This window comes from Bradyrhizobium canariense (assembly GCF_900105125.1).
In the GTDB taxonomy this organism is placed as follows: Bacteria; Pseudomonadota; Alphaproteobacteria; order Rhizobiales; family Xanthobacteraceae; genus Bradyrhizobium; species Bradyrhizobium canariense_A.
Map to the genome: position 1 here is coordinate 6,169,638 of NZ_LT629750.1, position 17,433 is coordinate 6,187,070.

15 protein-coding genes are annotated in these 17,433 nt (G+C 59.7%); 7 read left to right on the plus strand and 8 right to left on the minus strand.

Translation table 11 applies throughout. The features are described from left to right. Positions 1-117: 117 nt before the first annotated feature. Together BLV09_RS29185 and BLV09_RS29190 are read left to right on the plus strand one after the other, a co-directional pair. Positions 118-453 carry a hypothetical protein gene (locus BLV09_RS29185; protein WP_146689861.1) on the plus strand — a complete coding sequence of 112 codons (336 nt, stop codon included), beginning with the start codon at positions 118-120 and terminating at the stop codon, positions 451-453. A 209-nt stretch (positions 454-662) separates the two neighbouring features. Next, a complete protein-coding gene (locus tag BLV09_RS29190) occupies positions 663-3,527 on the plus strand; it encodes a CHAT domain-containing tetratricopeptide repeat protein (protein ID WP_197684988.1) in 2,865 nt (954 codons plus the stop codon). 636 nt (positions 3,528-4,163) lie between these two features. Here BLV09_RS29190 and BLV09_RS29195 read toward each other — a convergent pair. The 4 genes from BLV09_RS29195 to BLV09_RS29210 form a co-directional block, all read right to left on the minus strand. Beyond that, the gene (locus tag BLV09_RS29195; RefSeq protein ID WP_244548841.1) at positions 4,164-4,364 is read right to left on the minus strand and encodes a hypothetical protein; all 201 of its coding nucleotides are present in this window, start codon (positions 4,362-4,364) and stop codon (positions 4,164-4,166) included. A gap of 107 nt (positions 4,365-4,471) precedes the next feature. Then, positions 4,472-5,512 carry a hypothetical protein gene (locus BLV09_RS29200; protein WP_146689863.1) on the minus strand — a complete coding sequence of 347 codons (1,041 nt, stop codon included), beginning with the start codon at positions 5,510-5,512 and terminating at the stop codon, positions 4,472-4,474. A gap of 5 nt (positions 5,513-5,517) precedes the next feature. Further along, positions 5,518-6,432 (minus strand): nucleotidyl transferase AbiEii/AbiGii toxin family protein, encoded by a 915-nt coding sequence (locus BLV09_RS29205; RefSeq protein WP_146689864.1) that lies wholly within the window; start codon positions 6,430-6,432, stop codon positions 5,518-5,520. Further along, a complete protein-coding gene (locus tag BLV09_RS29210) occupies positions 6,419-7,270 on the minus strand; it encodes a type IV toxin-antitoxin system AbiEi family antitoxin (protein ID WP_146689865.1) in 852 nt (283 codons plus the stop codon). Before BLV09_RS29210 ends, BLV09_RS29205 begins: the two co-directional genes overlap by 14 nt. A gap of 311 nt (positions 7,271-7,581) precedes the next feature. Between BLV09_RS29210 and BLV09_RS38270 the strand changes: the two genes are divergently transcribed. After that, positions 7,582-8,316, plus strand: a complete 735-nt coding sequence (locus tag BLV09_RS38270) for a hypothetical protein (RefSeq protein WP_244548842.1) — start codon at positions 7,582-7,584, stop codon at positions 8,314-8,316. 154 nt (positions 8,317-8,470) lie between these two features. Continuing rightward, the gene (locus BLV09_RS29220) at positions 8,471-9,454 is read left to right on the plus strand and encodes a S1 family peptidase (RefSeq protein ID WP_146689866.1); all 984 of its coding nucleotides are present in this window, start codon (positions 8,471-8,473) and stop codon (positions 9,452-9,454) included. A gap of 45 nt (positions 9,455-9,499) precedes the next feature. Here the strand turns inward: BLV09_RS29220 and BLV09_RS29225 are convergent, their stop codons facing one another. From BLV09_RS29225 to BLV09_RS29235, 3 genes are all read right to left on the minus strand, one after another. Next, positions 9,500-11,482, minus strand: a complete 1,983-nt coding sequence (locus BLV09_RS29225; protein WP_146689867.1) for a tetratricopeptide repeat protein — start codon at positions 11,480-11,482, stop codon at positions 9,500-9,502. Between the two features lie 148 nt (positions 11,483-11,630). Then, positions 11,631-13,046: an argonaute/piwi family protein gene (locus BLV09_RS29230; protein ID WP_146689868.1), complete on the minus strand. Its 1,416-nt coding sequence runs from the start codon at positions 13,044-13,046 to the stop codon at positions 11,631-11,633. Further along, positions 13,043-14,473: an SMEK domain-containing protein gene (locus tag BLV09_RS29235; protein ID WP_146689869.1), complete on the minus strand. Its 1,431-nt coding sequence runs from the start codon at positions 14,471-14,473 to the stop codon at positions 13,043-13,045. Before BLV09_RS29235 ends, BLV09_RS29230 begins: the two co-directional genes overlap by 4 nt. 302 nt (positions 14,474-14,775) lie before the next feature. On the opposite strand from BLV09_RS29235, the gene BLV09_RS29240 reads away from it, so the two are divergent. Together BLV09_RS29240 and BLV09_RS29245 are read left to right on the plus strand one after the other, a co-directional pair. Further along, a complete protein-coding gene (locus tag BLV09_RS29240; protein ID WP_146689870.1) occupies positions 14,776-15,210 on the plus strand; it encodes a YbgC/FadM family acyl-CoA thioesterase in 435 nt (144 codons plus the stop codon). Positions 15,211-15,355: 145 nt separating this feature from the next. Further along, entirely contained in the window at positions 15,356-15,823 is a 468-nt protein-coding gene (locus tag BLV09_RS29245; protein ID WP_146689871.1) for a DUF1348 family protein, read from the plus strand. 150 nt (positions 15,824-15,973) lie between these two features. On the opposite strand, the gene BLV09_RS29250 is transcribed toward BLV09_RS29245, so the two are convergent. Further along, positions 15,974-16,618, minus strand: coding sequence for a glutathione binding-like protein (locus BLV09_RS29250; RefSeq protein ID WP_146689872.1), 645 nt, complete (start codon positions 16,616-16,618; stop codon positions 15,974-15,976). A gap of 151 nt (positions 16,619-16,769) precedes the next feature. Between BLV09_RS29250 and BLV09_RS29255 the strand changes: the two genes are divergently transcribed. Next, complete coding sequence (locus BLV09_RS29255) at positions 16,770-17,426, plus strand: TetR/AcrR family transcriptional regulator (RefSeq protein WP_146689873.1); 657 nt, start codon at positions 16,770-16,772, stop codon at positions 17,424-17,426. The last annotated feature ends 7 nt before the right edge of the window (positions 17,427-17,433 follow it).

Here is a 17,433-nt window from a genome sequence, read left to right on the forward strand (position 1 = left end):
GCGTTGTAAAAAGATTAGGCGTGAATACCAGACATGCTGCCTCAGCTGGGATAGGCTTTGCCGCTATGCGCGTACAGGTGCATTTTTCAGCATGAAACCTTGCCAAAGGAGGTGGACGTGTTAGTCGAGCATCCTCGCAATTTTGGAGCGTGGCTTCGCCTCTGCATATTCGTCGTCGCGGCAGGGCTACTATTCCCTCGCACCGCGCTCGCGCTGTCGGATGCTGATTTACTATTAGCCATTTCGCGGGATGTGGATGCGCGTTGCCACGTGCTTGTTGCTAGGGAGCGTGCCTTCCTCAGGGGGCTGATCGAAAAGAGACTCGGGGAGGATGATCTTACGGCCGAGGATCGCATTCTACTCTCTGAACCGATTGAGGGCAGTTCTGAGTTCGACTGTAACAATCCTCTGGTAAAGAAGATGTTTGAGTTTATTCAGACACACGCACGTTAGCTATAATCATTCGCCACGAGGAGCGATTTCTGAGCGTCCGGTCGGCGGTGTCGGCGGCCGGCCGGGGCGATAGTCGAGCGCGGACAGCTCGGATATCGCCGGGGGCTCGACTGTCGACATTGTGCAGGCAATCTCGTCAAAAGCGGCACGAGCAATACGGGCAATGATACCGTATATAGGTATAATAACTATAAATGACGGGGGGCTCGATGAAGGGCTTGCACTGGCGCATCGCTGTGGTCTTTGTGCTCGCGCTCTGGGTCCTGTCCACGGCGGACGCGCAACAAGGCGACCTCGCCGAAGCGCAGCGCCTGAACCGGCAAGTCTTGCAGTACTATGCAACGGGGCGATACCAGCAAGCCATTCCACTTGCGCAGCGCGCGCTGTCAATCACTGAAGCGCTCGACCCCGAGAGTGCCGACACCGCCGACTCGCTGAACAATCTCGCCGAGCTGTACCAAGCGATAGGCGCTTACGTCAAGGCCGAGCCGCTCTGCCAGCGCGCGCTGGAGATCACTGAGAAGAGGCTCGGCCCCGAGCATCCCGACACGGCGGTCTCGCTCAACAATCTCGCTGCGCTGTACACTGCGATGGGCGCTTACGCCAAGGCCGAGCCGCTCTACCAGCGCGCGCTGGCGATCACTGAGAAGGCGCTCGGCCCGGAGCATATCGACACCGCCAGCATGCTCAACAATTTAGCTGAACTGTACCGCGCCACCGGCGCATACCCCAGAGCCGAGCCGCTCTTGGAGCGCGCGCTGGCGATCACTGAGAAGGCGCTCGGCCCGGAGGACCCCGACACCGCCCTCTCGCTTAACAATCTTGCCGAGCTGTACCAAGCGAACGGCGCCTACGCCAGGGCCGAGCCGCTCTTAAAGCGTGCGCTCACCATTGACGAGAAAGCATTCGGCCCCGAGCATTCCGCCACCGCCAACTCGCTCAACAATCTAGCCGAACTGTACCGCGCCACCGGCGCATACCCCAGAGCCGAGCCGCTCTACCAGCGCGCGCTGGCGATTCGCGAGAAGGCGCTCGGCCCCGAGCATCCCGACACGGCCCGCTCGCTCAACAATCTCGCCTTGCTATACGAGGCCACCGGCGCCTACGCGAAGGCCGAGCCGCTCTACCAGCGCGCGCTGGAGATCACTGAGAAGACGCTCGGCCCCGAGCATCCCGACACGGCGCTCTCGCTCAACAATCTCGCTGCGCTGTATTCTGCGATGGGCGCCTACGCCAAGGCCGAGCCGCTCTACCAGCGTGCGCTGGCGATCACTGAGAAGGCGCTCGGCCCCGAGCATCCCGACACTGCAAGCTTGCTCAACAATCTCGCCGGACTGAATGAGGTCGTGGGTGCCTATGCGAACGCCGAGCCGCTGTTCGAGCGTGCGCGGGGCATTTCTGAGATCAATACCGTGCGCTTCCTGCTCAGCGGTGACGAGACGCGAAAGCGGGCTTATCTTCAGCAGCGTCGCGGCGATGCCTATTTCGACGCGTCATTCTCGGTAATGGTGGCCGATCCACGCGCCAAGGCGCTGGGGCTCACGGCGGTGCTGCAGTACAAAGGCCGGGTGCTCGATGCGATGGCCGACAGCGTCGCTCTGCTGCGCCGCAGCGTTGACCCCAAGGACCTGGCACTTTTTGATGAGCTTGCCGCGGTAGCGCAGCAGCTCTCGACCCTCACCTTCCGTGGGCCGGGCAATCTCTCCGCTTCGGCGTACCGCGAGCGCCTGGACACTCTTGCCCGCGAGCAGGAGCGGCTGGAAGGGGAAATCTCTGCCCGCAGCACCGCGTTTCGCCAAGCGGTGGCTCCGATCACCCTCGAGAGGGTGCGCCAGAGGCTGCCGGCTGACGCAGCGCTGGTGGAGTGGTTTCGCTTCCATCCGTTTGACCCCAAGATGAAGGACGAGAAGACACAATGGGGCGCGCCGCGCTATGTCGCCTATGTGCTGCGGCGTGAGGGCGATCCAGCGGCGATCGACCTCGGCGCCGCGCAGGACATCGACACCCTCGTGAGCGACTTCCGTGTCGCGCTGAGCGATCCGGCACGCACCTCCTACAAGGAGGTGGGAGAGAAACTCTTCGGGAAGCTCATCAATCCGCTGCAGTCTTCTCTCTCGGGCATCAATCGGCTGCTCCTGTCCCCCGACGGGGCACTGAACCTGCTGCCCTTCGCGGCGCTCATAGACGAGCACGGAGAGTATGTCGCGCAGCACTCTGAACTTACCTACCTCACCAGCGGTCGCGACCTGTTGAGTTTGGCGGCGCCAGTACCTGCACGCGGCAGTCCCGTCGTGATGGCCGATCCGGACTACGGTCAGAGCACAAGCGGTCCGCCGCGCGATATCGGCTTGTACCGCTCGGGCGATCTGGACCGCAGCGGCCTGGTGTTCACGCCGCTTGCGGGCACCGCAGACGAGGCCAAAGCACTGCAAGGACTGCTCAAGCTCGATGTGCAGGAGCTGCTCACCGGAGCCAATGCCACCGAGGAGAAGCTCAAGGGGGTGCACGGTCCGCGCATCCTGCATGTGGCCACTCACGGGTTCTTCTTGAGCGATCAACAGGTGGCGGCCGGGGTCCTTCAGCCAGTCAGCTTCGGCACCGAGACGCCGCCCCTGCCGCTGGGCGAGAACCCGCTGCTGCGTTCGGGGCTCGCCCTGGCCGGGGCCAACGCGCGGCGCTCTGGCGAGAGCGACGATGGCATTCTCACCGCGGCGGAAGCCGCGCAACTTGATTTGCGTGGCACCCAACTGGTGGTGCTCTCGGCCTGCGAGACCGGGCTGGGGCAGGTAGAAGAGGGGGAGGGAGTGTACGGGCTTCGCCGAGCGCTGGTGCTCGCCGGAGCAGAGGCGCAACTTGTGTCGTTGTGGAAAGTGGCCGATTCCCAGACGCAAGGGCTGATGGTGGATTACTATCAGCGCCTGCTCAAGGGCGAGGGGCGCGCAGCGGCGCTGCGCGAGGCACAGAAGGCGATGATCGCAAACCCAGCGACCCGGCACCCCTACTACTGGGCCGCTTTCGTCCCCATCGGCGATTGGACACCGCTGGCCGCAAAACGGGTTGGGCAGCCAGAGTAAAGCCTCGTGAAAAGCCTGCAAATAGTGCTTATCCAAATTTACCCGGGAGGTCGTAAGTTATGCAGACAGCAAACCGTAATTCGCGTCGGTCCTTCCTCGGAGCCGTTGGCGGACTTGGAAGCCATGTTCTGGCACCGTGACGGCAGCAACGGGTCAAAAAGCGAAGAACTCAAGCTGAGCAAATCCCGTCTGCAGGGCCCTCAACAACTGACATCCGGCCGGCCGAGTGGGATCGCGAGTGGGCATTTTGTGCACCAGGATTATTGAGCTGTGTAGCTTCCGATTTTCCATCCAGTCGCTTACGTACTCGAATGACGCAGACCTGGAGTTTCAGTCCAGGCACGCTTATCCAGCTGCAAAACAAAATAAGAAAAAACTGGCGCGCCCGACACGATTCGAACGTGTGACCTTTGCCTTCGGAGGGCAACGGTCAGGCGCGCAGACGATCTCTTAGTCACGGTGTCTACGGAAGAGCATAGATAAATCTGCTCCTCATTCACGCCTTAGCCGTCCAGCGACCCAACGAAAGTAATCCGCTGGGCCTCTGTTGCGACATCGTCAAACCAGTGTTCTCTACGCTATTATACGACGACGGCTCCTGCTTTATCCTATAGCGACCGAGCATACTCCACAGCCCTACTGCGTGCCCATCCGCTTACGACCTGGATGCACTACAGTGCAGTCAATCAAGTTACGTAAGGTGGCACGGGTTTCTATCACTTTTCGGTTGATCTTGAGCGCTTTGACGAGTTTCTTAACCTCCGAACGGTAAAGCTCACCGAACTTCGGGTGGTCGAACGGGATCACATTCTCGCTGCCGTCGCCCAGCAGCCCCAAGCGCGCATCAACGTTCTCCCGCTTCAGGTCGCACTCATCGATACGCTTGAGCAGCTCGTTGGGTTTACGGAAAGCCTGCTAACGTCAAGCACCACACGCCTCCGCAGCTAGGGCCGGAGGGGAATTACCCGAAAATACCAGCCTCGCTCATTGCTGGAGTCGTTCACGCCGTCGGAGAACTTATAAAGTAGGTCATCGATATCCGACTCGCTCAAACCGCAAGGGTTCTTTAGGACGCTTTGGTCGAATCCAACATTCCACAAGGTGAGCAGCTCGGACTTCTGGTTCCACCGGGGATGTACGAAGGTGATGGCCATCAGCCCGGGATACTCCCGAAAAATGCCATTTCGGGTCTGGTGACCGGCAAGATTACTTTTCCCATCGAACTCAGGCAGCGAAAAAAGTTGCTCACCAGGAGTCCCAAACCCGATCTGCCATAGCTCCCCACTGACGCAGCTCTCGGCAGGCGGGCAATCGTGAAAGAATACGGGCAGCAAGCTTGAGGGGCCGTAAGGCATGGTATTGAACCGTCCAAGATCGACCACAAGCACGGTCGGCCCATAATGTATTTGATCTCCCTTTACGTTGTTCGTGATTTTTTCGATGGTTGCGTCAAGGCGCTCGGCCAGGCTGGTGCCAGGCAGAGGTCCGGAAATTTCGACAGGATTGCCGAAATGAACGCCCGGCCCACGAGCCCGTGCGTCAAGATCGGCTGTACTGTCCAGCGCGTCGTAAGCGATTTGATTGTGGCGCGTGGACGGGTCGGCTATTTCTAGCGCTTTGACCTCGAAGTACACGTGTCCCGCCGGATGAGCGTGGACGAAATCGGGACGTTTTTGATTGAGCTGTCCCGTCCCCGGCGTCCGGTCGAGACGCACGCCTCGGTCGGCCATTTCCAGCCAGAAACAGGCTTCGGCGTAGACTTCGTAGGCCTGCGCCATCGACGTGTGGTCTTGCGGACCTTGAACCGCCTTCAGCTTCTTTCGCAGCTCATTGTTCAGAGATGCGAGCGTCGGCTCATTTGCCGATCGTGTCTCGATTTCATCGATCCGCGATGCCGTTATGAGAGCAATCGGGATCGACACGGTCAGGTTCGTGAGCATTTGCGAAATGCGAAGGAATTCTTGAGACGTCGTGAGAGCAGCCATGGCGGTCACTCAAGAACTGCGATCAACTGAGCCACAAGCTTTTCGCGATCTGCAGCATGCAGCTTATCGAGGTTGACCTGCTTCCATCGAACGGCGGGAAGCTCTGCTGCTCCATCGATGCCCAACAGAGCCCAATCTGCCTTCCCGCGTTTGAATCCGATCAGAAATTCTCGATGCTGCTTCGGCATTTTTCCAGATACCTCGGTGATCAAATCCTCGCGTGCCTTCAATAGCTCATCCAGCGAGACCGGATCTGAGGTCATACCCTCGAAGCCGTGCTCGAATTCCTTGCGGATATCCTTTCGCCGCGGCACCACAACCTCCGAAATAGGCCGGTCATGGCTGATGAGATAGACGATGAAAGCGCGCCTCAGGTCGTCGCTGATGCCCTCATTCGCCAGAAGATCGCGGATGTCAAAAAGATCGCGAGGATGTTGGCGGTCAAGGGCGGCGACGATTTTTCCCGCGTAGAGGTCGGAAAACGAGACGACTTGTGTCTCTGCAAAACCAAAGCTCTCCTCGACGTTCGGAAGCACGGATCTCATCTCGGGATCGAAGACGCAACCACGAAGGACGGGAGTGACTTCGATCTTGATCTGAGCGCCAGCCCTTTGAAGTGTCAGCTTGGTAACGATGCCTTCCGCGCGGTTCACGACCTCATTCACCTTGACGCCCGGAATTCTCTTGCCAATGGCGACAGCCATTCTTTTCATGCCCGCATCGATCGCGGCCAGCGATTCCGGCCGGCCGGCGACAGGCAGGTAGGTTAAGTCGATATCGACTGACAAACGCGGCATATCGCGCACGAATAGATTGATCGCAGTCCCGCCTTTGAGAGCAAAATCCTTTTCCGCCGCAACGAATGGCAAGGTCTCGATCAGCAGCGCAACCTGATGCCGATAGCGTTCAGATAGGGGCACTGAGATCCTCCGGCACGGTGATCAAATATTTCGGATCGAGCCTTCCGCCTTTCACCAGCATGCGCTTTCCTTTCCCCAAATCGACCTTGTCACGGTCTATTTGCTTCAGCCATGAATGGTTGTGCCGGTCGGCAAACCAGAAGAACAGCCTTTTGACTTTCACGCTTCGGCAATCGTCCAGCAGCTTTTGCAGCTTGCGGGGACTGAGGTTGCGCAAGCCTTCAACAAGCATGTCAGCCTGGTGGAAGCTCTCGCTATTCGGCAGCTCGTCGAGCAGTTCGAGCAACGCGCGCTCGGGCGATGAGACGGTGAGCGGCCATTCGCCCTGGCCCCATATCTGCTTGAATGGGCCTGCCTGGAATTCATCGGCGGCTGCGCCGGTATTGTTCTGGACATTCCAGGCGAAGTTCTTGAGCCCCTTCGTCACCGGATCGGCTTTGAAGAGCGTTGTGCTCTTGCGGAATGTGAAGCGTTCCTTGAGCGGAAGCTTGGACAGCCAGCTGGGCGGAGCAGTGGGACCATACAGATAAACGACGGTCGGCCCTTCAGCCCGGAGGTAGTGCGAGAAGCCCTGCAATTCGAGCGCGGTTCGCCCTCCGACGATCAGGGGGCGCTCAAGCAGCGTCTGAAGCGATATGACGGCCTTCTGCCATGTCAGAGTGCCAAGCGGACGCTTGAAAGTTCCACGCGTCGGCTGAACCAGCCAGCCAGCCGAGACATACTGGCTGCGCAGACCTGTCGAATAGCCATGTTTCGTCATCCACCCAGCATCGACCAATAGGCCTTCCGGGAGGGTATGTTCAAGGTGGTTTAGCTTCCCGCCTGAATGCTCAGTCATACTAAGCAATATAGCAATATTTCAAACCAACGGCAAGTTTATAGATTTGCAAATTTGCTAAGCCTGACTATGCAGAAATCTCATGATCAAAACCTGGCTTGCCGGGGCACGCCCAATCACATTTCGATCTCCAATGCGCAGCCATGGGTGAAGCGAGGCGAAAAAGGGAAGCCGTCTTAAACGGGCCGTGTCCATGCAGCTCGGGGAAGACCGCGCGCCTTTGTTGCTTCAACGGGCAGGGCTGGCACAAGCCGTCCGCAGTCCTTGGACTCAAAGCGCTGCCTGCCACGGGACGTGTCGAAAAATGTTACATGAAGGAGCTGGGATCATGCGTTCCCCCCATCTCGGCCGAGCATATCATTTCGGATTCCGTCTGCCGCGTATTGATGGGCGACGGTGAGTTCTCGATCTCAGGCGTTCCGTGGCTGGAAGCGGGCGAAACGAAGATCATGCCGCCTCTCCAGACAAAATGCCTCTGTACCAAGCACAACAGCGCGCTTAGCCCGCTCGATGCCTCTGCACATTACTTCTTCGCCTCCCTCAAATCTTATCTCGAACACGATGCCGGGTCGCGACACGCCATTCTATCCGGGCATGACCTCGAACGCTGGATTTTGAAAACCGCCAAAGCAGCTGCCGTGTCCCGGAACCTGGCACGTGGAAGACAACGACTGTCGGGCGCGTTCTCGCGAGATGAGGCAATTCTCGACATGCTTGACGACTCCCGGCATTGGCCCGCAGGGGCGGGGCTGTTCTGCACCATGAACAGCGGCAACATCATGGAAAACATGCCGCGCTTTCAGTTCCAGCCGCTGACCGACGAGCAGGATGATATTAAAGCGTTCGCGATTAACATCATGGGCTTTCGCTTCGAGTTGCTGCTCGAAGCGCCTGATCTGAGCAAGTATCCGTCCTTGGCCGGTGCCAGATATCGACCCAGCCGAATCCTGATCTCGTATCCAACATCAACGAATTGGGTGACCCTGAGCTGGGAGGATGGCAAGCAACATCAGGAATTGACCGTCCAATGGCTTCAACGGCGTTGACCCTTCGCAACGGACAAATCGTTCTGCGTCGGGTGCGGCACGGGCCGGGATGGTGCGAGCCGCCCATCAGGGCTGGCTGTCCCAGTAAGGCGCCGCCGCCGCATTGGCGTTTCCAGTTGCAGTCGAGCCATTCGGATGCGTGTGGAGCCGATGCATGAGCTTCCCGATCGAGCCCGGAGCCGGCGAGGTGGACGAGCGAGGGCTCTTTCTCGTCCAGGCCCCAGACATCCGCGCCAGGGTCTTGCCGCTGTTCGGCTTCGATCCGAGGCGATCCGACGACCGCCCGGTCGGCCACGGCACCACCTTTCGTATCGACCCATGGTCCCGCTGTCTCACCGCATTCCACGTCCTGGAGGATCTCTTCGAGGTTGACGAAGCCGGTACCGGGGCGGCGCTTCGACCGGGGCTGCGGCTTGCAGCGCTCGAGGTCGAAGGAACAGGGTTCGGCCTGATCGGACTACGCGCGGACGCTTGGCGACCACTGGCTGGATCGTATGCCTTCTGCGGCGTCGAGGCCCCGCCGTTCCAGACGCCGCGTCTTCGGAATCTGACGGAACTGGTCGTGTTGAGAATCCGCCCTGCGACGCAATCCTCCGAGGGCACTCCGTACTGGCCGCTCGATCTGCGGCGGTGGCGGCCTGTGCGCGGCGAGCGCGTGCTCGCACTCGGCTTCCCGAACCTCGACGAAGAGGGCCGCGAGGAACGGCCGATCTCCCAATACCTATATGGGTCCTTCGGTGAGATCACGGACGTGGAGCCGGCGGACGGGGCGCGCGGCCGCCCCTGGCCGGTAATCAGAGTCGCAGCCGAATGGCCGGGCGGCATGAGCGGCGGCCCGGTGTTCAACGAGACCGGCAACCTCATAGGCGTGGTCAGCAGCGGTATCGCCGGCGGGACGGGTACGGCAACCTTCTTCTCAGGCTGGAACATGGCCGACCGGATCTTGGGTTCGATCGATCCCAACAACCCCGGACGCTTCCTGTGTCACGGCGTTTTTGACGATGCAGGCGAGCTCGTCCACGCGACGCAGGATGCCGAGCAAGCGAGGCGCTTCGCCGAGACTCGCGGACTGACAGACCACGCCGTCGTTTCTGTCGACCCACACCGGGAAGGCTGGATGCGCGTGAATGGGCGATAGTGACGCGCATGAGTCGGGAACGGTCCCACCGCGAGACTTCCCCTTCTAACGAGCGCCATCGCCGGGTTGGCCGGCCGCTGGATTACCAAACAAGAACGAGAAATCGCACTGAAGCTTGGCGCTGAGTTCGTGGTCAGGGAAACGCTCCATCGCCGCCGTCCAAACCTTCGCTGCCGTTGCCGCGTCACCGCTGTTCCAGTGAGCGCCACCAAGATCGAACATCGCAACAGCATAGTCTGGATCGAGCGCAAGCGCCTTTTCGTAGGCCTCGATCGCCTCTCTCCATCTATCGAGGCTGGCGTAAGCCGCAGCCAGCTGAAACCAGCTCATGGCGTCCGGTTGAACGATCTGGGCCTGCTCCAGCAGTAGCGGCACGCTCTCATCGAACCGCTCCAGAGCTTTGAGGGCAATCGCCAGGCAATAGCCGTAATCGCCGCCCGCCAATTCATAGGCCTTACGAAAACAGCGCTCCGCCTCCGCCCAGTCCTCCTCATCCTGCGCCCAGTGGCCCAGACGATCCCAAGGCAGCGCGGCGTTCTCGGAGTCGATGTGGACAATGTGGCGATCAAATTCCTCGCGGAACTCGCCGTAGCTCTTTCCGATGTTCTCCCCTCGGCCGCGCAGATAGAACATTGTCATGAGAAGCTCCCACCTCGCGGCGGGGTCCTCGGGGTTCGCCCTTACATAACGTTGCCAGAAAGGCGCGGCTTGGCGGGCGTTGTCCACACTCGCGCGCCCAGAGCCAGCGACCAGACGGCGACACCAGGGCCAAATCCAACGGTGGCGATCGGCCTGAGCCACCAGGCCATTGATTTCGCGAAACGCTGCACGGCCGTCGCCAAGGTTGAAAAGGACGTTGGCGCGCCAGCCGGTGACCGCAGAGATCCGGCCCTGCTTTTGATCCGAGAAGACGACCTGGTCGAGATGACGCAAGGCGTCCTCGTATTTGCCCAGGCGGACATAGTGGGTGCCCAGCGCGTTGTGGACCTCCGCAAGGTCGGAATTCAACCGTAAAGCTTCGCGGTAGTGATCCACCGCCTGTTCATGGTCACCGAGCAGCGCGTAACTGGAGCCAAGGTTTTTGTGGATCTGAGCCGCCAGTTCGGGTGACGCAGCGAGCGCCGGGTCGGCCAGCGCGGTTTCGAAAGCGCGCCTTGCTTCCTGCTCATTACGGAGAGCGTGGAAGGCGTTTCCGATCGTGTAGTGTCGGTCGCCGCGCTGGGGATGATCGTCGGCGAGCCTTGTCCGGAAAAAGCTGATGGCCTCCTTGATCCGCTCTGGGCGGCGGCTCATGCCGTCCATGCCTAGGTTGATCTCGGACATGTAACAAATGCCCATTTCGTCACTGCCGGTGCCAAGAACGGCCGCGAACTTAGCGAAGCCGGCGCTAATCGCCTCGTCTGCGTTCTTCTCGTAGAGTTGCACAAGCAGCTTGCGCGCCAGGGCCGGCTCCTCGGGAACGTGAACTTCCGGCGGAGACTTCAGAACGTGATTAGACAGTTCCGCCGCGGCCATGCTGACTTGCTCTACGCGCCGATCGCGTGACGACTTCGCCCCGGAACGGGCGAGATCCGCGAGCTGGCCAAGGCGCTCGACTGTCAGCTCTTCAACGAAAGAGACTGTCACTGACTGCTGGTCGGTCCAGTTCGTCGTGCCATGTTCATATTGACGAGCAACGCTTTCCGCCGTGCGGATGCGTAAGGAGCCCGTCGGCGCGTGATACGCGACGTAAACGCTGTAGGGCTGCATAAGCAGGTAGTTGAGGTTAGTACGGCGCACCTCCACACTGAGCGAACCGTCAGCGTTCAGTGCACTCTCGGTTCCTTTAAGTTGGACGTGGACCCGGGCATTGGTGGCCTGCCCATCAGCCATCGCCTCGATCTGGCAGTCGGTCCCGTAGTCCTTGCGGTCCGGTGCCTGCAAAATGAAAGCGCCGCTGTGGGTAAGTCGCATCTGGAAGGCCGCAATCGCCTCGTCCTCGATCTCGTGATTTCGGTCACGACGCGGTAGTTCGTCAAAGTGACTCATAAGCTTAGCTTGATGTGGGCGTTCGGTTGTCTCTATTGCCGTGGATGGTATCGTACGCTGCAACCCTGCCGGATGCCCACGCGGCCCTATCGGAAGCGGACGCAAGGAGTCCGAGCGGAAGAGGGGCCGCCTGGAGCCTCCGGAATCGCTACATGTAGAAGCTATAGCTGACCTGCGGCTTCTCAGTCGGGCTGACGTATTTCATGATGTCTCCGATCTTCCGCGCGCATTCCAGTGTGATGGGCAGACGACCATCCATCTGAGTGTTGTTCCAGTTCATCTTGGTCAGTCCCAGTATCTCATCGCAAAGGCTCTCAAGGGAGGAATCTTGCTCGTACGCCGTGATCTTTAGCGGGGCCGGGACATACATGCCGGGATATGTCTTGTAGAAGTCGACGGTACCTCGAGTGTAGAGCACTCCCTCAGTTTCAGAAATTGTCATCAGCGTCCCGCGCTTTGGCGGATAATCTTTGTTACCGAACAGCCTGATATCCGTGTCCGTTATCGCGACGAAGTCCTTCGCCCGGATGCCCTTCTCGTCGAGCGCCCTGAGAAAACCCTTGCGCTCGCTCTCGCGGAATTGGCTCGACTTGTGGATCACGATCCGAGCCGGCATGTGCTCAAGCGCTCGGTCATACTCGTCCAGCGCGTCGCGCAGCAACTCGTAGGCCTGATCCTCGCTCAGGTACGCGTGACGGTTCTTCTTGTCGATCGACACTGGCGTACCGCGAAGAATGATCCCGTGGCCGAACTCGTCGAAGACCTGCGCCAAGCTCGACGATACCGTCTCTCCGTCGCGGCTCTTGTAGAAACCGATGCCGATGTAGCACGACCGGAGCTTCGCCGTGTCCTCGACGAGCCGCCAAGGAATTGTCTTGTTGCCCTTGTAGTAGAGCGCCGTGACGAAGTTCCATGCTTTCGTGGCTGGGTCCTGCTGATCTCCCGCCTGCTTGGTAATGAGGATGGTCTTCTCGCGCACCAATTGCAGCGGGGTGCCGAGGTGCATGCTCTTGGCCTTCAGGATGCGTCTGAAGTTGTGCTCAAGCTCGCTATCCCCCGAATTATCGTCGTCGCTCTCCGAGGTCGTCGTGATGGAGTCGAACATTTCGTTCGGCATCACGCAGACGATCACGTCCACCGATCTGTTCTCGGCGAGGAAGCGAATCTGCTCGTAGTAGAGTTCAACGGCCTTCTCCACTCGCTCCGCCCGGGACGCGAGCTTAACTACTGCCGAGATATCCGACTTCTTGATGGTGCGGGTGTACTGCGGAGAGTTGATGATCCTCGTCAGGAATCCGTAGTCCTGATTGATGCCGCCGAAGCCCCGAAACAGGTTCAGCAGCTTGGACCCCTCCTTGCGCTCAATTCCATCCCGGCACCTCTCGAGCCAATCGTCCAAGAGGTCGATTCCTTCTCCGCGTCCGACCACGCCGATCCGCAGTTCGGTTCGACGCAACTCGTCTCGCTTGTCGTAGACGCCCAAGTGCTCGATTCCCGTTCGGGGGCAGACGTGCGTGCCGGTACCGAATTCGAGCAGCGGTTCAGGTAGCGTCGTGAGTTTCATGCCGCCGTTCCTCCCGCCACTTTGGTATCGTCTTCATCGTCGTCACCTACTGGCTCTGCCTCGTCGGCGTCCTGCACGTTGAATTCAACGAGGGATAGGAAGCGCAGCCCGTGGTCCTCGTCCTCGTTCTTGCTGGCGCCGGACAGGAAATAGGCCACGAAACGAACCATGTTTCGGACGGTTGCATTGTGCTCAAGACGCTTCTGCGCCGACAACAGTTCATCGTGCCAGCGCGATTGGCGGTAGCCGTCATAAGAATAGTACCAACTCGGCACGATCTGCGCATACCAGTCGTCCCCCAGCTTCGTGAACGTCAGGTCGAACGAGAAATGCTTCTGGTGCGCGACCTTGGACGGATCCTTGCGCTGGTACTTGACCTCGAACACGCGGCGGATCGCGGTCCTTTTCCCGATCCAAGTCTCCCTCCGCTCAAGCTGTCCCTCCTCGGTCGGTCCGAAGAAGAAGAACCCGTCCTTGTTGTGCATGCGCACGTGGCGCTGCTTCAACTGCTCCCGCGTTTCGGCCGAGAGAAGCTGCTTCAGGATGTTCACGTTGTCCAATTCGGGGGACTCGGCCAAGTCGGATACGTTCAGCCGCTCCACCGAGCCCGCGTCCACCACGCTGATCAGGCCGCACTGTTCTATGTCGTGGAACGAGAAGAGCTTGTTGTCGTGGCAGACCCACGCATCTGTCTCCACGTCATTCAGTAGTAGCGCCATCTTGACGACCGATTTCCTGCTCCGCGCCTTTCCCCCGTAGTTGAGCTTCGCCTTCCCCTGCGCGATCACCTTCTTGTCGTCGATGGTCAGCTCGGCCACGTAAACCGCTTCGGGGAGCTTGATCATCTGTAGGTTGGACGTGATGGCCGTCGGTGCCGCAATGCTCTCCGAACTGAAGCTGATGTACGCGTCGACTTCGCCCAGGATGCGCTTGAACTCTGACAGCACTCGCTCCTGCGCCGCGAGCCGCAGAGCGGTCACCTGACCGAGAATGTCACCGAGGTCGATGATGTGCTTCTTGCAGTTGAAGGCGAACTGGTCAGTAAGCAGCCCATTCACCGATGCCTGGCTGTAGGACGACTGCTTCTTCCCGAGCATGAGGATGAACAGTTCGTCGAACGTGTTGTAGTAGGCGCGGTCCATGAACTGCTGAACTGTGAACTTCACCTTTTCCAGCGTGGTCGTCGAAGTGATCTGGAATGCCACCCGATCGTGATCGTCGCCGAGATCGATGCCGGGGAAGTTTTTCTGCTTCCGGTTCAGATTGGTGAGATGCGGGAGGTTATATACTGACTTCAGGATGGGGATGAACGCGTCCTCCAGCGCCAAGTTGATGTCGGTTCGACCCTGGGAGGTCGCCAACTCGACTTGAACGATGATGCGGCTGACTACGTCGCGAAGTTGATTCTCGACTTCAAGCTGCCTCATTCCGTGTCCCCACCTTATGAATGCAGCACTTAGTAGTGGGAACGCAGGGTGAACATTTCAAGGGCCGGGGCCAGCCATCCCGTCCAGAAGTTCGCTTCGCTGCCAGTTTCTGCTGGAAATCCACCACTCGCCCCTGCGGCAAACGGGGCCGTCGCAGATGAACTCACAGAAACCGAGAGGCCGAGCCGCGAACGACGAATCGGAGGAACTACGGCTATCTCAGGCGAAAAAGCACGGCGCATCCCAAAGTCCCTGCGACTCGCCATGGAAGGGCAAAGTTAAATCTACCCCTCGTTCATGCTATGGCCTTCCAGCGCCCCAGTGAAATCAGGTCGTTTTTATTCTGTTGCGATATCGTCAAACCAGTGTTTTCCGGCATCGTCTACCACGCCAATTATCTGCGTTTCATGGAGCGTGGACGTACCAATCATCTGCGGTTGATGGGCGCGGATCAGCACACGCTGTTTGCCGAGGCGCAGGAGGAGACACCGGGCTTCGCCTTCGTGGTGCGCTCGATGCAGATCGATTATCTGAAGCCCGCGCGCATGGACGACGTGCTCGAGATCGTGACATGGCCGATCGCGGTGAAGGGGGCCTCGATCACGCTCGCGCAGGAGGTCCGGCGCGGCGACAACGTGCTGGTCAAAGCGCAGGTGCGCGTCGCCTTTATCAGCGAGGGGAGGGCGCAGCCGATACCGAAATCGCTGCGGCTGCTGATGAAGGCCGATCTGATCTAGGCTTTTGTTTGACGCGTTTTCTTCACGCGAACCGGTGCCCACTTCGCTTGAAACGCTATAGTTATCGGCCGATAGGCGGGATGCCCTCGACTCGCCGCACCACGGCGATACACTCGCGGTAGATTATCAAAATCCGGAGGTCACCATGTCGCGTCCGCCGCTTCCGCCGTTCACCAGAGAGACCGCCGCCCAGAAAGCCCGCATGGCCGAAGATGCCTGGAACTCGTGCGATCCCGAGCGCGTGGCGCTGGCCTATACTGAGGATAGCCGCTGGCGCAATCGCTCGGAGTTTTTCCAGGGCCGCGCCGCAATCGTCGCCTTCCTCACCCGCAAATGGGAGAAGGAAAAAGACTATCGCCTGATCAAGGATCTCTGGGCGTTCGACGGCAATCACATCGCGGTGCGCTTTCAGTACGAATGGCACGACGCCGCTGGGCAGTGGCATCGCTCCTACGGCAATGAGCAATGGGAGTTTGACGAGCACGGCCTGATGCGCCGGCGCGAAGCCAGCATCAACGACATCGAGATTGCTGAAAAAGATCGCCGCTTTCACTGGCCCGCGCCAGGCCCAAGGCCGGCGAACGTGCCGGGGCTGGGCGAGAGCCCGTTTTGAATTTGAGATGAGACGCGGGCTCCCTCCCCCTTGCGGGGGAGGGCGGTAGCCACAAGCGAGATATCACCCGTTAACGCCCACCCCCGACCCCTCCCCGCAAGGGGGAGGGGGAGAAGAAAGCAAGCCGCTCGCGAAATCCTCCGCTTAGGCCTAAGCCGCCGCCTTGTGGCGGGCGAGCTCGGCCTTATACAGTTCGAACTCCTCGCCGATCGCCCTGGCGATGCTGGGGCGTGCGCGCAGGCGCTCGTAATAGGCTTTTACGACAGGCCATTTCGCAAGCTCGATCGGCGGCGTCGCCATGGTCCAGTTGATGACGGTCACGAGGTAAGCATCAGCGACGCTGAAATGGTCGAGCAGGAATTCACGGCCTTTGAGGTAGTTCTCGAGATAGTCGAGCCGCGACAGGTTCCTGCCGAGCACATAGGATTTCACTTCTGGCGGTGCCTTCTTGTCGAGCACCGGCACGAATAATCCCTTGTGCAGCTCGGTGCCGATGAAGCACAGCCACTGATGCAGCCGGCTGCGTTCCATGCCGGGTCCGGTGGCGATGCCGGCTTGAGGAAAATGATCCGCGACATATTGCAGGATCGCGGCATTTTCGGTGAGCACCAGCCCGTCATCGGTGCGCAGCGTCGGCACCAGGCCGAGCGGGTTCACCTCGCGAAAATCCGAACCGTCGTTCTGCACGATTTTGGTTTTCGGATCGACCTCAAGATATCTGGCCTCGGCGCCGGCTTCATACAGCGCAATGCGGGTCGCCATCGAGCAGGCGAGCGGGGAAAAATACAGGTCCATGTGTGCCTCCTTGGCGGTTTGGCTCGGGCAGTGCGCGATCGGAAAAAGCGAAATCCGGCTTTGCGTCGCGCGCCAATTCAGAAATTCGAGCCAGGGTTGATTTTTATACCATTCCGCATAATATAAATCGGGTCAAGGGATTTATTGCGAAATGGTACAAAAAACTAAAAAGATGTCGCCGGCCGCGACGATCGATGCCCCGGACGCGCCCAAGCGCCGCGGCCGTCCGCGGGCCTACCAGCCTGAAGTCGCACTCGGCAAGGCGCTCGATCTGTTTCGCAAGGACGGCTTTGCCGCGACCTCGCTCGACGATCTAAGCGCCGCTACCGGCATGAACCGGCCGAGCCTTTACGGTGCATTCGGCGACAAGCGCGAACTCTACATCAAGAGCTATCAGCGCTATCGCGACGACGCGCGCGCGGCGATGATCGAGATTTTCCGGAACGAGATGCCGATCCGCAAACGGCTGCAGCGCATCTACGCAGTAGCGCTCGATATCTATCTGTCCGGCGACGAAGGACCGCGCGGCTGCTTCACGGTGATGACGGCGGCATCGGAAGCGGTGTTTGATCCGGATATTCGCGCCATGGTGCTTGACGGCTTTGTCGAACTCGACAAGGCCTTCGCCACCTGCTTCCGGCTTGCGAAGGAAAACGGCGAACTGAGTGAAACCGCCGACCCCTTGGTGCTTGCGCAGCTTGCATCGGCAACCATCCATACCATCGCGATCCGCGCCCGCGCCCGCGTGCCGCGCAAGGAGTTGGAAGCGATCGTGAAGGGCGCGATCGATGTGATGGTGCGCGCTTAGGTCCTGT

Coding starts and splice junctions, on each gene's coding strand:
- BLV09_RS29220 (WP_146689866.1), top strand. CDS start 8,471: ATGAGCTTCCCGATCGAGCCCGGAGCCGGCGAGGTGGACGAGCGAGGG.
- BLV09_RS29230 (WP_146689868.1), bottom strand. CDS start 13,046: ATGAAACTCACGACGCTACCTGAACCGCTGCTCGAATTCGGTACCGGC.
- BLV09_RS29225 (WP_146689867.1), bottom strand. CDS start 11,482: ATGAGTCACTTTGACGAACTACCGCGTCGTGACCGAAATCACGAGATC.
- BLV09_RS29250 (WP_146689872.1), bottom strand. CDS start 16,618: ATGGACCTGTATTTTTCCCCGCTCGCCTGCTCGATGGCGACCCGCATT.
- BLV09_RS29245 (WP_146689871.1), top strand. CDS start 15,356: ATGTCGCGTCCGCCGCTTCCGCCGTTCACCAGAGAGACCGCCGCCCAG.
- BLV09_RS29190 (WP_197684988.1), top strand. CDS start 663: ATGAAGGGCTTGCACTGGCGCATCGCTGTGGTCTTTGTGCTCGCGCTC.
- BLV09_RS29210 (WP_146689865.1), bottom strand. CDS start 7,270: ATGACTGAGCATTCAGGCGGGAAGCTAAACCACCTTGAACATACCCTC.
- BLV09_RS29240 (WP_146689870.1), top strand. CDS start 14,776: ATGGCCTTCCAGCGCCCCAGTGAAATCAGGTCGTTTTTATTCTGTTGC.
- BLV09_RS29255 (WP_146689873.1), top strand. CDS start 16,770: ATGGTACAAAAAACTAAAAAGATGTCGCCGGCCGCGACGATCGATGCC.
- BLV09_RS29200 (WP_146689863.1), bottom strand. CDS start 5,512: ATGGCTGCTCTCACGACGTCTCAAGAATTCCTTCGCATTTCGCAAATG.
- BLV09_RS29235 (WP_146689869.1), bottom strand. CDS start 14,473: ATGAGGCAGCTTGAAGTCGAGAATCAACTTCGCGACGTAGTCAGCCGC.
- BLV09_RS38270 (WP_244548842.1), top strand. CDS start 7,582: ATGAAGGAGCTGGGATCATGCGTTCCCCCCATCTCGGCCGAGCATATC.